Raw genomic sequence first — 17,541 nt, forward strand, 5'->3', positions numbered from 1 at the left:
GTATCATTGCAGAAATTCATGCTGAAAGTGAGTTGATCCGCTTTGGATCTTTTATCAATACAGGACCCGTCGTTTTTAAAAAACATGTCCATTGATGAATTAGAGAAATTAAGTGATGAAATCCGTCAATTTTTAATTACAACTTTATCTGCTTCCGGCGGCCACATCGGCCCAAACTTAGGTGTCGTAGAGCTTACTGTTGCGCTGCATAAGGAATTTAACAGCCCGAAAGACAAATTTTTGTGGGATGTAGGCCACCAGTCTTACGTCCACAAGCTGCTGACAGGACGCGGAAAAGAATTTTCGACGCTTCGCCAGTACAAAGGGCTTTGCGGATTCCCAAAGCGGAGTGAAAGCGAGCATGATGTTTGGGAAACCGGGCACAGCTCAACTTCTCTGTCAGGTGCGATGGGGATGGCTGCTGCGCGTGATATTAAAGGTACGGATGAATTTATTATTCCGATCATTGGTGATGGCGCGCTGACTGGCGGAATGGCGCTCGAAGCGCTGAACCACATCGGCGACGAGAAAAAAGATATGATTGTCATCCTGAATGATAATGAAATGAGTATTGCACCGAATGTCGGCGCCATTCATTCTATGCTCGGACGACTGCGCACTGCAGGGAAATACCAGTGGGTAAAAGACGAGCTCGAATACTTGTTTAAAAAGATTCCGGCAGTCGGGGGCAAACTTGCCGCCACGGCGGAACGAGTCAAAGACAGCCTGAAATACATGCTCGTCTCGGGAATGTTTTTTGAAGAGCTTGGTTTTACGTATTTAGGCCCGGTGGACGGACATTCTTATCATGAGCTGATTGAGAATCTTCAATACGCCAAAAAAACGAAAGGCCCTGTTCTCCTGCATGTCATTACGAAAAAAGGGAAGGGGTACAAACCGGCTGAAACCGATACGGTTGGAACATGGCATGGTACCGGACCATATAAAATTAATACCGGTGACTTTGTAAAACCGAAAGCCGCAGCTCCTTCATGGAGCGGCCTAGTCAGCAGCACTGTGCAGCGAATGGCGCGCGAGGACGGACGCATTGTAGCCATTACGCCGGCTATGCCTGTCGGCTCTAAGCTTGAAGGCTTTGCAAAGGAATTCCCTGACCGCATGTTCGACGTAGGAATCGCAGAACAGCATGCCGCTACGATGGCAGCAGCTATGGCAATGCAGGGGATGAAGCCGTTTTTGGCGATTTATTCAACCTTCCTGCAAAGGGCATATGACCAAGTTGTTCATGACATCTGCCGTCAAAACGCCAATGTGTTTATTGGCATTGACCGTGCAGGGCTCGTCGGCGCTGACGGAGAGACACATCAAGGCGTGTTTGATATTGCGTTTATGCGTCACATTCCAAACATCGTCTTAATGATGCCAAAAGATGAAAATGAAGGACAGCACATGGTTCATACAGCACTCAGCTATAATGAAGGCCCGATTGCGATGCGTTTTCCGCGCGGAAACGGACTCGGCGTAAAAATGGATGAACAGCTGAAAACGATTCCGATCGGCACGTGGGAGGTGCTGCGTCCAGGGAACGACGCTGTCATCTTAACGTTTGGAACAACAATCGAAATGGCGCTTGAAGCAGCTGAAGAGCTGCAAAAAGAAGGCCTTTCCGTGCGCGTTGTGAATGCGCGCTTTATTAAGCCGATTGATGAAAAGATGATGAAGGATATCCTAAAAGAAGGCTTGCCGATTTTAACGATTGAAGAAGCGGTCTTAGAAGGCGGTTTCGGAAGCTCGATTTTAGAATTCGCTCATGATCAAGGTGAATATCTTACACCAATTGACAGAATGGGTATCCCGGATCGTTTTATTGAACACGGAAGCGTAACGGCGCTTCTTGAAGAAATTGGACTAACAAAACAGCAGGCGGCAGACCGGATTAGATTACTGATGCCGCCGAAGACACATAAAGGAATTGGATCATGACGTCAAAGAAAGAACGTTTAGATGTATTACTAGTGGAAAGAGGGCTGGCGGAAACGCGGGAAAAAGCCAAGAGAGCTATTATGGCGGGGATCGTCTATTCAAACGAAAACCGCTTGGACAAGCCCGGGGAAAAAATTGACCGTGACTTACCGTTAACCGTCAAAGGAAACCCGCTAAAATATGTGAGCAGAGGCGGCTTAAAGCTTGAAAAAGCGCTGAAGGAGTTTCCCGTCTCTGTTAAGGATAAAATCATGATTGATATTGGCTCCTCCACCGGCGGTTTTACGGACTGCGCTCTGCAAAACGGAGCTAAACAGTCATACGCGGTGGATGTAGGCTACAATCAGCTTGCGTGGAAGCTCAGACAAGATGAACGGGTCGTCGTAATGGAACGGACCAACTTCCGTTACGCAACACCGGCAGACTTTACAAAGGGCATGCCGGAGTTTGCTACGATTGATGTATCCTTTATTTCACTGCGGCTTATCCTGCCTGTTCTCAAAACATTGCTTGTACCGGGCAGTGACTGCATGGCTCTTGTTAAGCCGCAGTTTGAAGCGGGACGGGAATCCGTCGGCAAAAAAGGGATTGTCAGAGATCCTAAAGTGCATGCTGATGTTCTCAAGCGAATGATCAGTTTTTCTGCGGCTGAAGGCTATATCTGCCAAGGCCTGTCATTTTCTCCTATCACGGGAGGAGACGGAAATATTGAATTTCTCCTTCATTTGCATTGGCCGGGAGAGGGACAGGAAGGACAGGAGCTGCCGGAAGAAGAGATCATCCGCATTGTAGAAGAGGCACATAAGACGTTAAAAGAAAAAAAAGCAGATGTACCGGAATAATAGGGCGACTATTATTCCTTTTTTCTGCATTCATGTACAATTTGCAGAGAATCATATAACATAAAAGAACAGATAAGCTGGAAATAGAGGTGCTTACATGAACAAAGGCCAGAGGCATATTAAAATCAGAGAGATCATTACAAGCAATGAAATCGAAACGCAAGATGAATTGGTCGACATGCTGAAACAGGATGGATACAAAGTAACGCAAGCCACGGTTTCACGGGATATTAAAGAACTTCACCTTGTAAAAGTGCCTACGAATAACGGCTCTTACAAATACAGTCTTCCGGCAGACCAGCGTTTCAATCCGCTGTCCAAGCTGAAGCGGGCACTGATGGACGCATTTGTGAAAGTAGACTCTGCAAGCCATATGATTGTGCTGAAAACGATGCCGGGCAACGCCCAGGCAATCGGGGCGCTGATGGACAATTTGGACTGGGATGAAATTATGGGGACCATTTGCGGAGATGACACGATTTTAATTATTTGCCGGACTCCTGAAGATACAGACGGCGTAAAAAACAGACTGCTTGAGCTGCTGTAACAGAAATCTAACAAAGATAAGAGGTGTAATGCTGTTTGTTAGCTGAACTATCGATTAAAAACTTTGCCATTATTGAGGAACTGACGATTTCTTTTGAACGCGGGCTCACGGTTTTAACAGGAGAAACCGGAGCCGGCAAATCCATCATCATAGATGCCATTTCTCTTTTAGTCGGAGGCCGCGGATCTTCTGAATTTGTCAGATATGGAGAAGCAAAAGCCGAGCTTGAAGGGCTGTTTTTGTTGGAGAGCGGCCATCCCGTTTTAGATGTATGCGCTGAGCAGGGAATCGACGTTTCAGACGAAATGATCGTTATGAGAAGGGATATCAGCACGAGTGGAAAAAGCGTTTGCCGGGTTAATGGCAAGCTTGTCACGATTGCCTCGTTAAGAGAGATCGGCAGGCTTTTATTAGATATTCACGGGCAGCACGATAACCAGCTGTTAATGGAGGACGAAAATCATCTCCAGCTTTTGGACAAGTTTGCCGGAGCCGAAGTGGAAAGCGCGCTCCAAGCGTATCAGGAAGGATACCAGCGTTACATGAAGCTGCTTAAAAAACTAAAACATCTTTCTGAAAGCGAACAGGAAATGGCCCACCGCCTTGATCTCATTCAATTTCAGCTCGAAGAAATCGAATCGGCAAAGCTTGAGCTTAATGAAGATGAACAGCTCCAAGAAGAACGCCAGCAAATTTCAAACTTTGAGAAGATATATGAATCGCTGCAAAATGCGTATAACGCGCTTCGCAGTGAGCAAGGCGGACTGGACTGGGTCGGAATGGCATCAGCGCAGCTTGAAGATATATCCGATATTAATGAACCACTGAAAAAACTGTCTGAAAGTGTTTCGAACTCCTACTATCTTCTGGAGGACGCTACATTTCAGATGAGAAATATGCTGGACGAGCTTGAGTATGATCCGGAACGCCTGAATTATATTGAAACACGTCTTAATGAAATCAAACAGCTGAAACGAAAATATGGTGCATCTGTTGAGGATATTTTAGAATACGCTTCTAAAATTGAAGAAGAGATAGACCAAATTGAAAACAGGGACAGCCACCTTCAAAGCTTGAAGAAGGAGCTTGACTCAGTCGGTAAAGATGTCGCAGTGGAAGCGGCAAATGTTTCGCAAATCAGGAAAGCATGGGCGAAAAAGCTGGCCGATGAGATTCATCGGGAATTAAAAAGCCTGTACATGGAAAAGTCAACGTTTGATACGGAATTTAAGGTCAGAACAGCGTCCCGCAATGAGGAGGCGCCGATTGTAAACGGCCAGCCTGTTCAGCTGACTGAACAAGGGATAGATCTGGTGAAGTTTTTAATTTCAACCAATACAGGTGAACCGCTAAAATCTCTTTCGAAAGTCGCTTCCGGGGGAGAGTTGTCTCGGGTAATGCTTGCCATAAAAAGCATTTTTTCCTCTCAGCAGGATGTGACGTCGATTATATTCGATGAGGTCGATACCGGTGTAAGCGGCAGAGTCGCCCAGGCAATCGCTGAGAAGATCCATAAAGTGTCAATAGGATCACAAGTGCTGTGTATTACTCACTTGCCTCAGGTGGCTGCCATGGCCGATACGCACCTTTATATTGCGAAGGAGTTAAAAGACGGCAGAACGACGACACATGTCAAGCCGCTGTCTAAGCAGGAAAAGGTAGTGGAAATCGGGCGCATGATTGCAGGAGTCGAAGTAACAGACTTGACGAAACGCCATGCGAAAGAACTTTTAAAACAAGCGGATCAAGTCAAAACAACTGGGTAAGCTGCGCGAGAAGCGCAGCTTATTTTTTTCGCACACATCCATTCGTTCATCAGTATATCCAATGTTTTTCTTTATATGACAGTTATAAATAAGGCGTCAGAAGGCAAAATTAAATGATGTAGCAGCAAGTCATAAAGAAGGTGTGGGATAGGAGCGAGGAGAGTGAAGTAGTGAATGCCCGATAACATCAGAAAAGCAGTAGGTTTAATTCTCCTTGTTTCGTTATTAAGTGTAGGTTTATGCAAACCGCTAAAAGAGTATTTACTGATTCCAACGCAAATGAGAGTATTTGAAACCCAAACACAAGCGATTGAAACGAGCTTATCGGTAAACGCTCATGCACAAGAATCGTCAGAAGCGTTTACAGTAAAAAAAGACCCGCACGAAATCAAGGTGACAGGCAAAAAATCAGGTGAATCAGAATTAGTATACGATCTTGCCGGATTTCCAATCAAAAAAACAAAAGTGCAAGTTCTTCCTGATTTAAAAGTCATACCTGGCGGACAATCAATCGGTGTTAAACTTCATTCCGTCGGTGTTCTTGTCGTCGGGTTTCATCAAATCAACACAAGTGAAGGCAAAAAATCTCCGGGAGAAACGGCCGGTATCGAAGCGGGCGACATCATTATTGAGATGAATGGACAGAAAATTGAAAAAATGAATGATGTAGCCCCATTTATCCAAAAGGCCGGTAAAACCGGAGAATCGTTAGATTTGCTGATTAAACGTGATAAGCAAAAAATCAAAACAAAGCTCATTCCAGAAAAGGATGAAGCAGAAGGCAAGTACAGAATCGGATTATATATCAGGGATTCGGCTGCTGGCATCGGCACCATGACCTTTTATGAACCGAAAACAAAAAAATACGGAGCACTTGGCCACGTGATTTCCGATATGGACACAAAGAAACCAATCGTAGTGGAGAATGGAGAAATCGTCAAATCCACTGTAACATCGATTGAAAAAGGGACAGGCGGAAATCCGGGAGAAAAACTGGCGCGATTTTCCTCAGAACGCAAAACGATCGGGGATATTAACAGAAACAGCCCATTTGGGATTTTCGGCACACTGCATCAGCCAATTCAAAACAACATTTCAGATCAAGCATTGCCGGTTGCGTTTTCTAATGAAGTCAAAAAAGGGCCGGCTGAAATTTTAACGGTCATTGATGATGACAAGGTAGAAAAATTTGATATTGAAATCGTCAGCACGACGCCGCAAAAATTCCCGGCGACAAAAGGAATGGTCTTAAAAATAACCGATCCGAGGCTGTTGAAAGAAACAGGAGGCATCGTACAGGGGATGAGCGGAAGCCCGATCATTCAAAATGGAAAAGTGATCGGCGCTGTCACCCATGTGTTTGTAAATGATCCGACAAGCGGCTACGGCGTTCATATTGAATGGATGCTGTCAGAAGCAGGAATCGATATTTACGGAAAAGAAAAAGCAAGCTGACTGCCGGAATTTCCGGCAGTTTTTTTGTTTTTATTCCTCTTCACTTCTCAGAATACATACGGTAAAATGTACAAAAGAAGATTTTTCGACAAATTCACGTTTCCTTGTTTGTCAAATTTCATTTTTAGTCGAAAAACGGAGAAAAACATAGAATAACAAAGATATGCCACTAATATTGGTGATTATGATTTTTTTAGAGGGTATATAGCGGTTTTGTCGAATGTAAACATGTAGCAAGGGTGAATCCTGTTAACTACATTTGGGGAGGAAGAAACGTGGAGAAAATTAAAGTTTGTGTTGCTGATGATAATCGAGAGCTGGTAAGCCTGTTGAGTGAATATATAGAAGGACAGGAAGACATGGAAGTGATCGGTGTAGCTTATAACGGACAGGAATGCCTGTCGTTGTTTAAAGAAAAAGATCCCGATGTGCTCGTATTGGATATTATTATGCCGCATTTGGACGGACTTGCGGTTTTAGAGCGGCTGAGGGAATCAGATCTGAAAAAACAGCCGAATGTCATTATGCTGACAGCCTTTGGACAGGAAGATGTCACGAAAAAGGCCGTCGATTTAGGCGCGTCCTACTTTATTCTCAAACCGTTTGATATGGAAAACCTTGTCGGACATATCCGTCAGGTCAGCGGAAATGCCAGCAGCGTGACGCACCGTGCGCCATCATCGCAAAGCAGCATTATACGCAGCAGCCAGCCTGAACCAAAAAAGAAAAATCTCGACGCGAGCATCACAAGCATTATCCATGAAATCGGCGTCCCGGCGCATATTAAAGGCTATCTCTATCTGCGCGAAGCAATCTCAATGGTATACAATGACATCGAATTGCTCGGCAGCATTACAAAAGTCCTCTATCCGGACATCGCCAAAAAATTCAACACAACCGCAAGCCGTGTAGAAAGAGCGATCCGCCATGCAATTGAAGTGGCGTGGAGCAGAGGAAACATTGACTCCATTTCCTCATTGTTCGGCTATACAGTCAGCATGACAAAAGCTAAACCGACAAATTCAGAGTTCATTGCAATGGTTGCGGATAAGCTGAGATTAGAGCATAAGGCTTCTTAAGCATGAGTATATTAAGCGATGATTAAATCAAACGTCTTTTATTTATTAGTTCGCGCTGATAAATAGGAGGCGTTTTGTTTTAGGGACATTTATTATAATGGATGATGATAGGAAGCACATTTTCCGGAGGGAGTGATAATGTGTTTGAAAAGTACGGACTGCTGATTGCGTTATTTATTCTTGCGCTTTGCGTCAATTCGAACATCATTACAGAATCACACATGGCAGGCACCCTGATCGACTTCATCTCATTTACAGTCATGGTTTCATGTGTTTTCGCTGCTTGGATTATCAAAAACAAACAATCAGGATCAAATTGAAACCTTTCCCCTGCAAACTCGTAAGATAAGGACGTATTCATGAACAAAGGAGACGTACGAATGAAAAAGAAAAAAGCCGGAAAACGTGACGGGATGCTGTTGGATTTGCTTTCTGAAGCGGCAGACCTATTGCTGTTCCTGCCATTTAGGTTTTTACACAAACTGTTTGATTAGAGAAAAAGCCCCTTATACAAGGGGCTTTTTTTAAAATATCGTTTCGGCAGTCTCCACACATTAATCTTTATAAGGCACCCAGCCAGGCGTGTTCACTATTGCTTGCCATAGCGGTTCAGGCAAGTGATATTTTTCTTTATCTGTACCTTTGATCACTGTTTCGATTTGTTTTTCCCGGCCTTCTTTTACTTTCACCGTCCAGTTGGGGTCAACTAGAATTTCGCGTCCCATCGCGACTAGCGGAATGCCGTTTTCGATTACGGCCAGCGCGTCATCTGCGGAATGAATGGAACCGACGGCGATAAGCGGCACTTTGTTTCCGACACGTTCATTCAACAAGTCCATGCGTGTGCGAGTCGGATCTGCACCGCGGCGCGCTTTTGAGCTCACGTCCATCAGTGAGATATGAAGGTAATCCAATTCTTTATCCCCTAAAGCGTCAACAAGCGTAAAGGTTTCAGTCATTGTCAATCCTGGTGTTTCAGGTTCTTCCGGAGACAGGCGGTAGCCGACTAAGAACGCACCCTTCGCATGTTCTGCAGCGGCTTTTTTCACTTCATCGACAATAGCAAGCGGGAAGGCTAATCGTTTTTCGTCGCTACCTCCCCAGCGGTCTGTGCGCTGATTGGTTTTCGGAGAATAAAACTGCTGAATCAAGTAGCCGTTTGCGCCGTGAATTTCGACACCGTCAAAGCCGGCTTCAATGGCGCGTCTTGTCGCTTCTCCAAATGCCTTCACAATGTTATCTACTTCTTCCTCTGTTAAGGCGCGGGCAATTTGCTTGCCGTTATCAAACATGTCACTTGGCCCTACAACATCTTGTTGCGGAACGAGCTCAGACGGACATTCAATGCCGCCGTGATGAATTTGTACAACGGCTTTAGCGTCTTGCGCCTGAATGACTTGCGCTAATTTTTTTAAACCTGGAATGTTGGCATCATCATGGATGGCCGGCTGCCCGGGAAATGCTTTTCCATCCGGTGTGACATTTGCGCAGGCTGTAATCACCATTCCCATTTCTTTTGAACGGGGGATGATGTAATCAAGCTCTGCTTGAGATATCGTACCGTCATCATTAGAAGCGTAATGAGTCATTGGTGCTACTGTGATCCGGTTGTCAATTGTAACGCCGCTTTTAAACGTAAATGGTTCAAACAGCGGTTTATATTTAGGGTTCATTTAATCATCTTCTTTCGTTTGGATTCGCACATATTCTAGCCTATATGTAAAAATTAATGCAATTGATCTGCTTTACCGGCTGAATATCTTGAGTACAGAGTGATGTTTTCTGCGCTCTTTTTCGGGGGCTTTGTAGCCGCCGCTGATTTGGTGGCCGATGGTGCAAGTGATGACTGCTGCAGCGAGCAGCAGAACGAATTTTTTCATGGGTGTAACTTCTTTCTGTAAAGTGAATATCCTTTAAAAGGTTACGCCTGGCTGATTCAGCCGTCAAACGATTTGCTCACCTCATTCCTCACATTTTTTCAAAATGAATAAAAAGTTGCTTCTTTCCGTTAATTTTTTCTAATATGCGCCTCAATTAGAGCCATCCTCATAGACAAATGCGATTGTTTTCTTTCTAACAACAGGAAATGATCAGGTCGGATAGCCCTTTTGAAAATCATGGAACTTCATCGCCTGCTTTCACAACATCTTTACAAATCTGCCATTCTGGTCAAAGATAAAAGCCAAACATCAGGAAGAGGTGATCATGTGAAACAAACGGCTCTTTTGCTGTTTACTGTGCTCCTTCTCTCAGGGTGCAGTATTGCAAGTGCGGATGACTCAGCCCCAAGGTTTACCGAAGAGGGAAAATACATTGGCTCGGCTGATCCTCATACGATCGCGGTTTCCCTTAACGGAGAAGAAACCATGATACAAGTTCCGAAGGATAAACGTGATGAATGTGAATCACTGCCAGATCACACAAATGTCCAGGTGAAATATATAAAAAAGGGTAATGGAACCTTACAGCTGGAAGATATTCAGCTGCAGAAGAATTCGTCATAAAAAGACCGGAGGGAGAAAGTTGAAAATGTTATGGAGGAGCTTGGCGCTATGCGGATTGGCTTTGACGCTCGCGCCTCGTGCACAGGCTGCAGAGCCGATAGAAGGGAAAACAGTATACATTGATGCCGGACACGGCGGTGAAGACAGCGGAGCAGTCGGGAACGGGCTCTTTGAAAAGGATATTAATTTAGCAGTTTCCGAGTATGTGACGGACAAGCTAAAAGCGGAGGGAGCCAATCCTGTTGCGTCTAGGTCAGACGATCATTTTCTGACCTTGGAGGACAGAGTGGCAAAGGCAAGTGCCAATCACGCCGATCTTTTTGTCAGCATTCATGTGAATTCCGGGGTTGCTTCAGCTTCAGGAACAGAAACGTATTTTCAATCTGATTATGAAGGGGAAAACAGCCGGCGTCTGGCCGCCGATATTCAATCACAGCTCGTCTCATCCTTACAGACAAGAGACAGAGGCGTGAAGGAATCAGACTTTTACGTCATTACATATTCACAAATGCCGAGTGTGCTGGCGGAGCTTGGATTTATCACAAACAGCTCTGACGCGGACAAGCTCGGAAGCGAAGAATACCAGCAAAAGGCCGCGGATGCGATTGTCAACGGTATTGATTCTTATTACGAACAGTAGATTGATATAGCCTTAATCCTAGAGTGGAAACGCCAAAATCAGTATAATAGAGAAAACGTTAGGGCTTGAGGTGAAACGATGACAAAGATTTTTGCCCATCGGGGGGCATCAGGTCAATTTCCCGAAAATACAATGCTTGCATTTGAAAAAGGAATTGAAGCGGGAGCGCATGGAATAGAGCTTGATGTACAGCTGACAAAAGACGGACGCATTGTTGTGATCCATGATGAAAGACTCGACCGGACGACATCGCTCAAAGGATTCGTGAAGGATACAGCGTATGATGTGATAAAAACGGCAAATGCGGCAGCAAATCACAATCAAATGGACAATGATATCAAAGTGCCGCTGCTTGAAGACGTGCTCTCATGGGCAGAAAAAAAGAATTTTCTCATCAACATTGAATTAAAAAACAGCGTGATCCGTTATGAGGGAATGGAAGAAAAAGTGCTGAAGGCAGTGAAGCGATTCAATATAGAGGAGAGAATCATCCTGTCCACATTTAACCATGAAAGCTTGGCGCTATGCGCCCGGCTTGCACCCCATATCGAACGGGCGGCATTGACTTCAGATGTGCTATATCAGGCTGATCGGTATATCACATCAATTCCGGCTTCCGGCTATCACCCCAAGCTGAACAGCCCGGCAACAGCGGATAAAGTACTGAAGAAAATGAGGAACAGTTCGATCAAGGTAAGGCCGTATACAGTTAATCGGCCGGAAGATATGAAGCGCCTCTTTGAAGCGGGGGCAGACGGCATTTTCACCGATTTTCCTGCAAAGGCTTTGGCATTGTTAAAAAATAAATAGTTGTTTTAGAAGGAGGCTGTTGGCGCAGCCTTCTTTTTTCATTCATTCATGCCCGTTTCAAAGCATACATTCATAGAAGACAACTAGAAATTGTAAGCGCTGTCTATCTTCTGAATGAGGTGAAACCATGAGGAAAACAGTCATTGTAAGTGCCGCAAGAACACCATTTGGCAAATTCGGAGGGGCGTTGAAAGAGGTGAAAGCTGCTGAGCTTGGGGGCGTTGCGATGAAGGAGGCGTTACATCGCGCTGGGGTCTCTGGAGACGATGCGGAAGGAACTGTCATGGGCATGGTTGTTCAAGCCGGCTCAGGGCAGATACCTTCCCGGCAAGCTGCCCGTCTGGCTGGAATGCCTTGGAGTGTGCCGTCAGAAACGCTGAATAAAGTCTGCGCATCCGGACTTCGAGCGGTCACCCTATGTGATCAAATGATCCGGGCGCAAGATGCGGACATTCTTGTTGCCGGGGGAATGGAAAGCATGAGCAATATTCCGTATGCCGTCCCCGCCGGGCGCTGGGGAGCGCGGATGGGAGATGGGGAGCTTAGAGATTTAATGGTTTATGACGGGTTAACGTGCGCGTTTGACGAGGTGCATATGGCTGTTCACGGAAATACAGCGGCCAAGGAATATGGAATCTCACGCAGGGAGCAGGATGAATGGGCGCTAAGAAGTCATGCGCGGGCAGCTAAGGCAGCTGATGAAGGAAAGCTTCAGGATGAAATTGTTCCTGTCAGCTGGATCGGACGAAAAGGAAAAACAAACATTGTTGACAAAGATGAAGCGATTCGGCGTGACACAAGTCTGGATCAGCTTGCACAACTTTCTCCGATTTATACAAGTGACGGTTCCGTCACAGCCGGAAATGCTCCCGGAGTCAATGACGGAGCCGGTGCGTTCGTGCTGATGTCTGAGGACAAAGCTGCTGCGCTTGGCAAACGGCCTCTGGCTACAATTCTTGGTTTTTCTACTATGGGAATGCAAGCGCACGAGCTAGCGGCAGCACCGGGGTTTGCAATCAATAAGCTGCTGAAAAAGAGCGGTTTAACCGTCCGAGATATTGACTTGTTTGAAGTAAATGAAGCGTTTGCTTCTGTTGTTTTGACATGCAAAAAAATCGTCGGTTTCGATCTTGAAAAAGTAAATGTGAACGGCGGTGCGATCGCGCTCGGCCACCCGATTGGCGCAAGCGGGGCGAGAATTCTCATGACGCTTGTTTACGAATTAAAGCGCCGGGGAGGGGGACTGGGCGTTGCCGCCATTTGCAGCGGTGCGGCTCAGGGGGACGCCGTCTTAGTGCAGGTTCATTAAAACATGACGAAAAAGGGGATTTGAATGGAAATGAAACAAATCATGGTAGCTGGCGCAGGACAGATGGGAAGCGGAATTGCTCAAACAGCTGCTGACGCAGGCTTTTATGTGCGAATGTACGATGTGAACCCGGAGGCTGCGGAGGCAGGATTGAAGCGGTTGAAGAAACAGCTGACCCGTGATGCTGAGAAAGGAAGAAAGACCGAAGCGGAAGTAAAGCGTGTGATCAGCCGCATTTCGCTCTCTCAAACGCTTGAGGAGGCAAAGCATGCGGACATTGTGATTGAGGCTATCGCAGAAAACATGACAGCGAAAACCGAGATGTTTAAAACACTTGATCACATTTGCCCGCCTCATACGATTTTGGCCAGCAATACATCCTCCTTGCCTATTACAGAAATCGCTGCTGTGACAAACCGGCCTGACCGAGTCATTGGCATGCACTTTATGAATCCCGTTCCTGTGATGAAGCTGGTAGAAGTGATACGCGGCTTGGCTACGTCAGAAGAAACAGCCTTAGATGTTATGGGATTAGCGGAAAAGATGGGGAAAACACCAGTAGAAGTTAATGATTTTCCGGGGTTTGTTTCCAATCGCGTTCTTCTTCCGATGATTAATGAAGCGATCTATTGTGTGTATGAGGGAGTGGCGAAGCCGGAGGCAATAGACGAGGTGATGAAGCTGGGCATGAATCATCCGATGGGCCCGCTTACATTAGCGGATTTTATCGGGCTTGATACGTGTTTATCGATTATGGAAGTTCTTCATTCCGGCCTTGGCGATTCCAAATACCGTCCTTGCCCGCTGCTTCGCAAATATGTCAAAGCTGGCTGGCTTGGCAAAAAGAGCGGACGCGGTTTTTATCAATATGAGGAGAGAACTTCCTGAAGTCAATTCCATCCGGGGGTGGCCGAGTTGCATATAACCCAAGAGCAGGTCATGATGCGAAAAATGGTGCGTGATTTTGCCCGAAAAGAAATTGCTCCCGCTGCGGAAATCATGGAGAAAACGGACGAATTTCCGTCTCAGCTGATCAAAAAAATGGGTGAACATGGCCTGATGGGAATACCGGTGCCGGAGCAATACGGCGGCGCTGGGGCAGATGTTGTTTCTTATATTTTGGCGATTCATGAGATTTCTAAAATCAGCGCGGCTGTCGGTGTCATTCTTTCCGTTCATACCTCAGTCGGCACAAATCCGATTCTGTACTTCGGCAACGAAGAACAGAAGATGAAATATATACCGAAGCTCGCTTCAGGAGACCATTTGGGCGCATTTGCGCTGACGGAGCCTCACTCGGGATCGGATGCCGGAAGCCTTCGCACAACAGCAATCAAAAAGAACGGCAAATACCTATTAAACGGATCGAAAATATTCATTACGAACGGCGGAGCCGCCGATATCTATATCACGTTTGCTTTAACAGCTCCAGATCAAGGCAGGTACGGGATTTCGGCTTTTATCGTTGAAAAAAACACCCCTGGTTTTACCGTTGGAAAAAAAGAAAAAAAGCTGGGGCTCTATGGCTCCAATACGACGGAACTGATTTTTGACAATGCAGAAGTGCCTGAAGAAAATTTGCTTGGCAAAGAGGGTGATGGATTTCACATTGCCATGGCGAATTTAAATGTCGGCCGCATCGGCATTGGGGCACAGGCGCTTGGGATTGCAGAGGCGGCGCTTGAGCATGCCGTTCATTACGCGAAACAGAGAATGCAATTTGGAAGGCCTATCGCAGCCAATCAAGGCATATCGTTTAAGCTGGCTGACATGGCGACAAGGGCTGAGGCGGCAAGGCATCTTGTTTATCACGCGGCAGACCTTCATAACCGCGGCTTGGCCTGCGGAAAAGAAGCATCTATGGCTAAACAATTTGCATCCGATTCCGCCGTAAAGGCGGCGTTAGACGCCGTCCAAATTTACGGGGGATACGGCTATATGAAGGATTATCCGGTCGAGCGTCTGCTTCGCGATGCAAAGGTGACGCAGATCTATGAAGGGACGAACGAGATTCAAAGACTGATTATTTCCAAGCATTTGCTTGGCGGAATCTGATAGACAAAAACGCAAAACGGAGGTTGAGGATATGGAGGAGAAACAGCATTATTCTCCAGGTTTGGACGGTGTGATCGCGGCAGAAACTCATATTTCTTATCTTGACACGCAGTTCAGCCAGATTTTGATACGAGGCTATGATTTAATTGATCTTTCTAAAACAAAAAGCTACCTGGAGCTTGTCCATTTATTGCTGGAGGGCAGGCTGCCGGAAGAAAGTGAAACGGAAACGCTGGAAAGAAAAATAAACAGCGCATCAAGCTTGCCGGCTGATCATCTCCGCCTGCTTGAGCTGCTCCCTGAGCACACTCATCCAATGGATAGCCTGCGGACAGGACTGTCAGCACTTGCCGGCTATGATCGGCAAATTGATGATCGGTCTCCTTCTGCAAACAAAGAACGCGCCTATCAGCTTCTGGGGAAAATGCCTGCCCTCACTGCTGCCAGCTACAGGATCATCAATAAGAAAGAGCCGATTCTTCCGCTTCAAACCCTATCCTACAGTGCAAATTTTCTATACATGATGACAGGGAAATTGCCGTCCTCACTGGAAGAGCAGATTTTTGATCGGTCCCTCGTCTTGTACAGTGAGCATGAGATGCCGAATTCAACATTTGCGGCCAGGGTCATCGCTTCTACACATTCAGATCTTTATGGCGCTTTGACAGGAGCTGTCGCCTCCCTGAAAGGGAATCTTCACGGAGGAGCAAACGAAGCCGTGATGTATATGCTTTTGGATGCGAAAACACCGTCCGAGTTTGAGCAGCTTCTGCAAACGAAACTGAAAAGAAAAGAAAAAATTATGGGATTCGGCCACCGGGTGTATATGAAAAAAATGGACCCGAGAGCACTCATAATGAAAGAAGCGCTGCAGCAATTATGCGATAAAGCCGGAGACTATCGTTTATACGAGATGTGTGAAGCGGGCGAGCGGCTGATGGAGAAGGAAAAAGGGCTTTACCCGAATTTGGATTACTATGCTGCCCCGGTGTACTGGATGCTTGGCATACCGATTCCTTTGTATACGCCTGTCTTTTTCAGCGCGAGAACGTCCGGTTTATGCGCCCATGTAATTGAGCAGCATTCCAATAACCGCCTTTTCCGTCCTCGTGTCAGCTATATGGGCCCGCGCCATCAGGCCGAATCATAAATGATGAAAGGAACTGGTAGAATGCTGAAAACGGATCATGTCATTGAAGAAATCACAGACTATGTGCTTGAGAAAGAGATTACAAGCTCCGAGGCGTATACAACAGCAGGGCATGTGTTGTTGGATACGCTGGGCTGCGGGATTTTGGCGCTCCGGTATCCCGAATGCACAAAGCTGCTCGGCCCGATTGTTCCCGGAACGATTGTGCCGAATGGGAGCAAAGTACCGGGAACGTCATATGTTCTCGATCCTGTGAGGGCAGCGTTTAATATCGGCTGCATGATCCGCTGGCTCGATTACAATGATACGTGGCTGGCGGCGGAGTGGGGGCATCCGTCCGATAATCTTGGAGGAATCCTTGCCGTTGCCGATTATGTATCGAGAGTGAGGCTGTCTGAAGGAAAAGAGCCTTTAACGGTACGAGACGTACTTGAAATGATGATCAAAGCACACGAGATTCAAGGTGTGCTGGCGTTAGAAAACAGCTTAAACCGAGTTGGCCTTGATCATGTTCTGTTCGTTAAAGTTGCGACAGCTGCTGTTGCAGCTAAGCTTTTGGGCGGCGGAAGAGAAGAAATCAAAAATGCGCTTTCGAATGCATGGATTGACAATGCAGCCTTGAGGACATACCGGCATTCACCGAATACCGGCTCGCGCAAATCGTGGGCGGCAGGAGACGCAACGAGCAGAGGTGTTCATTTGGCGCTGATGGCGTTAAAAGGGGAAATGGGTTATTCGACAGCGTTGACCGCACCGGGATGGGGCTTCCAAGACGTTTTATTCAATAAGCAAGAGATCAAACTCGCCCGCCCGCTCGACGCTTATGTTATGGAAAATGTGTTATTTAAAGTGTCTTATCCTGCGGAATTTCACGCTCAGACAGCGGCGGAGTGTGCTGTCATTCTTCATCCGCAGGTAAAGGACCGGATTGATGAGATTGCCCGAGTTGTCATCAGAACGCATGAATCCGCTATCCGAATCATTGATAAAAAAGGTCCGCTTCACAATCCGGCAGATCGTGATCACTGCCTTCAATACATCACAGCAATCGGTTTGCTTTTTGGTGATATCACAGCGCAGCATTATGAGGCTGAAACAGCGATTGATCCGAGAATAGATAAACTTCGGGGTAAAATGGAAGTGACTGAAAATAAAGTATATACCGAGGATTACCTGAAACCCGACAAGCGTTCCATTTCAAACGCCGTTCAAATTCATTTTAAAGACGGAACGAGCACGGAGATGGTGGAATGTGAATTTCCGCTCGGCCATCGTTTTCGAAGAAACGAGGCAGTGCCGAAACTGCTGGAAAAGTTTTCTGCCAATCTCAAAACCCATTTTTCTGATAAACAGTACAAACACATTTATGAGCACTGTACCAGCTATGAGACATTACAAACGATGCGCGTAAATGAATTTGTAGATATGTTCTGCATGTAA

17 protein-coding genes are annotated in these 17,541 nt (G+C 46.2%); 15 read left to right on the forward strand and 2 right to left on the reverse strand.

The window, feature by feature from the left end:
• Positions 1-42: 42 nt before the first annotated feature.
• The 7 genes from dxs to KHQ79_RS03775 all read left to right on the forward strand — a co-directional run bounded on the left by dxs (position 43) and on the right by KHQ79_RS03775 (position 7,953).
• Positions 43-1,944, forward strand: coding sequence for a 1-deoxy-D-xylulose-5-phosphate synthase (gene dxs, locus KHQ79_RS03745; protein ID WP_003236891.1), 1,902 nt, complete (start codon positions 43-45; stop codon positions 1,942-1,944).
• Complete coding sequence (locus tag KHQ79_RS03750; RefSeq protein ID WP_019258865.1) at positions 1,941-2,786, forward strand: TlyA family RNA methyltransferase; 846 nt, start codon at positions 1,941-1,943, stop codon at positions 2,784-2,786. Before dxs ends, KHQ79_RS03750 begins: the two co-directional genes overlap by 4 nt.
• A gap of 97 nt (positions 2,787-2,883) precedes the next feature.
• On the forward strand, positions 2,884-3,333 hold the full coding sequence (gene argR, locus KHQ79_RS03755; RefSeq protein ID WP_003236889.1) for an arginine repressor ArgR: 450 nt from the start codon (positions 2,884-2,886) through the stop codon (positions 3,331-3,333).
• A gap of 35 nt (positions 3,334-3,368) precedes the next feature.
• On the forward strand, positions 3,369-5,099 hold the full coding sequence (gene recN / locus KHQ79_RS03760; RefSeq protein WP_225514222.1) for a DNA repair protein RecN: 1,731 nt from the start codon (positions 3,369-3,371) through the stop codon (positions 5,097-5,099).
• Positions 5,100-5,273: 174 nt separating this feature from the next.
• Entirely contained in the window at positions 5,274-6,554 is a 1,281-nt protein-coding gene (gene spoIVB / locus KHQ79_RS03765; RefSeq protein ID WP_003236887.1) for a SpoIVB peptidase, read from the forward strand.
• A gap of 275 nt (positions 6,555-6,829) precedes the next feature.
• Positions 6,830-7,633, forward strand: a complete 804-nt coding sequence (gene spo0A / locus KHQ79_RS03770) for a sporulation transcription factor Spo0A (protein ID WP_003226427.1) — start codon at positions 6,830-6,832, stop codon at positions 7,631-7,633.
• 140 nt (positions 7,634-7,773) lie between these two features.
• Positions 7,774-7,953 (forward strand): hypothetical protein, encoded by a 180-nt coding sequence (locus tag KHQ79_RS03775; protein WP_003236884.1) that lies wholly within the window; start codon positions 7,774-7,776, stop codon positions 7,951-7,953.
• Positions 7,954-8,187: 234 nt separating this feature from the next.
• Here the strand turns inward: KHQ79_RS03775 and KHQ79_RS03780 are convergent, their stop codons facing one another.
• Both KHQ79_RS03780 and KHQ79_RS03785 read right to left on the reverse strand, forming a co-directional pair.
• A complete protein-coding gene (locus KHQ79_RS03780) occupies positions 8,188-9,306 on the reverse strand; it encodes an NADH-dependent flavin oxidoreductase (protein WP_225514223.1) in 1,119 nt (372 codons plus the stop codon).
• A 72-nt stretch (positions 9,307-9,378) separates the two neighbouring features.
• A complete protein-coding gene (locus KHQ79_RS03785) occupies positions 9,379-9,513 on the reverse strand; it encodes a hypothetical protein (RefSeq protein ID WP_003236876.1) in 135 nt (44 codons plus the stop codon).
• A gap of 327 nt (positions 9,514-9,840) precedes the next feature.
• On the opposite strand from KHQ79_RS03785, the gene KHQ79_RS03790 reads away from it, so the two are divergent.
• The 8 genes from KHQ79_RS03790 (at position 9,841) to KHQ79_RS03825 (ending at position 17,541) form a co-directional block, all read left to right on the forward strand.
• Entirely contained in the window at positions 9,841-10,137 is a 297-nt protein-coding gene (locus KHQ79_RS03790; RefSeq protein WP_003236873.1) for a hypothetical protein, read from the forward strand.
• 19 nt (positions 10,138-10,156) lie between these two features.
• Positions 10,157-10,777 (forward strand): N-acetylmuramoyl-L-alanine amidase family protein, encoded by a 621-nt coding sequence (locus KHQ79_RS03795; RefSeq protein ID WP_225514224.1) that lies wholly within the window; start codon positions 10,157-10,159, stop codon positions 10,775-10,777.
• Between the two features lie 78 nt (positions 10,778-10,855).
• The gene (locus KHQ79_RS03800) at positions 10,856-11,587 is read left to right on the forward strand and encodes a glycerophosphodiester phosphodiesterase (protein ID WP_225514225.1); all 732 of its coding nucleotides are present in this window, start codon (positions 10,856-10,858) and stop codon (positions 11,585-11,587) included.
• Positions 11,588-11,714: 127 nt separating this feature from the next.
• Entirely contained in the window at positions 11,715-12,896 is a 1,182-nt protein-coding gene (locus KHQ79_RS03805) for an acetyl-CoA C-acetyltransferase (protein WP_225514226.1), read from the forward strand.
• Between the two features lie 24 nt (positions 12,897-12,920).
• Positions 12,921-13,784 carry a 3-hydroxybutyryl-CoA dehydrogenase gene (locus KHQ79_RS03810; RefSeq protein ID WP_225514227.1) on the forward strand — a complete coding sequence of 288 codons (864 nt, stop codon included), beginning with the start codon at positions 12,921-12,923 and terminating at the stop codon, positions 13,782-13,784.
• A 27-nt stretch (positions 13,785-13,811) separates the two neighbouring features.
• Positions 13,812-14,951, forward strand: coding sequence for an acyl-CoA dehydrogenase (locus tag KHQ79_RS03815; protein WP_225514228.1), 1,140 nt, complete (start codon positions 13,812-13,814; stop codon positions 14,949-14,951).
• A 31-nt stretch (positions 14,952-14,982) separates the two neighbouring features.
• Complete coding sequence (mmgD, locus tag KHQ79_RS03820) at positions 14,983-16,101, forward strand: citrate synthase (RefSeq protein ID WP_003236862.1); 1,119 nt, start codon at positions 14,983-14,985, stop codon at positions 16,099-16,101.
• 21 nt (positions 16,102-16,122) lie between these two features.
• Positions 16,123-17,541 carry a bifunctional 2-methylcitrate dehydratase/aconitate hydratase gene (locus tag KHQ79_RS03825; protein ID WP_225514229.1) on the forward strand — a complete coding sequence of 473 codons (1,419 nt, stop codon included), beginning with the start codon at positions 16,123-16,125 and terminating at the stop codon, positions 17,539-17,541.

Source organism: Bacillus sp. TSO22 (assembly GCF_020223595.1).
In the GTDB taxonomy this organism is placed as follows: domain Bacteria; phylum Bacillota; class Bacilli; order Bacillales; family Bacillaceae; genus Bacillus; species Bacillus inaquosorum.

Bases quoted from the DNA above. Each gene is read 5' to 3' on its own strand.
- KHQ79_RS03785 (WP_003236876.1), bottom strand. From the start codon at position 9,513: ATGAAAAAATTCGTTCTGCTGCTCGCTGCAGCAGTCATCACTTGCACC.
- KHQ79_RS03750 (WP_019258865.1), top strand. From the start codon at position 1,941: ATGACGTCAAAGAAAGAACGTTTAGATGTATTACTAGTGGAAAGAGGG.
- KHQ79_RS03800 (WP_225514225.1), top strand. From the start codon at position 10,856: ATGACAAAGATTTTTGCCCATCGGGGGGCATCAGGTCAATTTCCCGAA.
- KHQ79_RS03825 (WP_225514229.1), top strand. From the start codon at position 16,123: ATGCTGAAAACGGATCATGTCATTGAAGAAATCACAGACTATGTGCTT.
- argR (WP_003236889.1), top strand. From the start codon at position 2,884: ATGAACAAAGGCCAGAGGCATATTAAAATCAGAGAGATCATTACAAGC.
- mmgD (WP_003236862.1), top strand. From the start codon at position 14,983: ATGGAGGAGAAACAGCATTATTCTCCAGGTTTGGACGGTGTGATCGCG.
- spoIVB (WP_003236887.1), top strand. From the start codon at position 5,274: ATGCCCGATAACATCAGAAAAGCAGTAGGTTTAATTCTCCTTGTTTCG.
- KHQ79_RS03805 (WP_225514226.1), top strand. From the start codon at position 11,715: ATGAGGAAAACAGTCATTGTAAGTGCCGCAAGAACACCATTTGGCAAA.
- KHQ79_RS03780 (WP_225514223.1), bottom strand. From the start codon at position 9,306: ATGAACCCTAAATATAAACCGCTGTTTGAACCATTTACGTTTAAAAGC.
- KHQ79_RS03810 (WP_225514227.1), top strand. From the start codon at position 12,921: ATGGAAATGAAACAAATCATGGTAGCTGGCGCAGGACAGATGGGAAGC.